This is a genomic window from Luteitalea sp. (genome assembly GCA_009377605.1).
Taxonomy (GTDB): Bacteria; Acidobacteriota; Vicinamibacteria; order Vicinamibacterales; family Vicinamibacteraceae; genus WHTT01.
The window spans coordinates 1-236 of sequence record WHTT01000029.1 but is presented as its reverse complement, the minus strand read 5'-3'; the positions used below and the strand labels follow the sequence as shown (position 1 = coordinate 236).

Annotated in this window: 1 pseudogene (running past one end of the window); it reads left to right on the top strand. The window is 64.4% G+C overall.

What is annotated here, in order from left to right:
• Positions 1–236 (top strand): annotated as a pseudogene (gene bamD / locus GEV06_11715) (outer membrane protein assembly factor BamD); it begins 152 nt to the left of the window's first position.

Sequence of the window (236 nt, the reverse complement as noted above, 5' to 3'; positions counted from 1 at the left end):
CGGCACGAAGGCGCTGAACGACAGGAAATGGCTGACCGCGCGGGAGTACTTTCGGCAGCTCGTCGATGCGTACCCCCAGAGCCCATTCCGGGCGGATGCCATGCTCGGTATCGGCGACACGCACCTCGGCGAGGGCAGCCCCGAAGGCTTCGTCAACGCACAGGAGGAGTTCAGCGGGTTCATGAACTACTATCCGACGCATCCGCGTGCGGACTACGCCCAGTACAAGCTCGCCC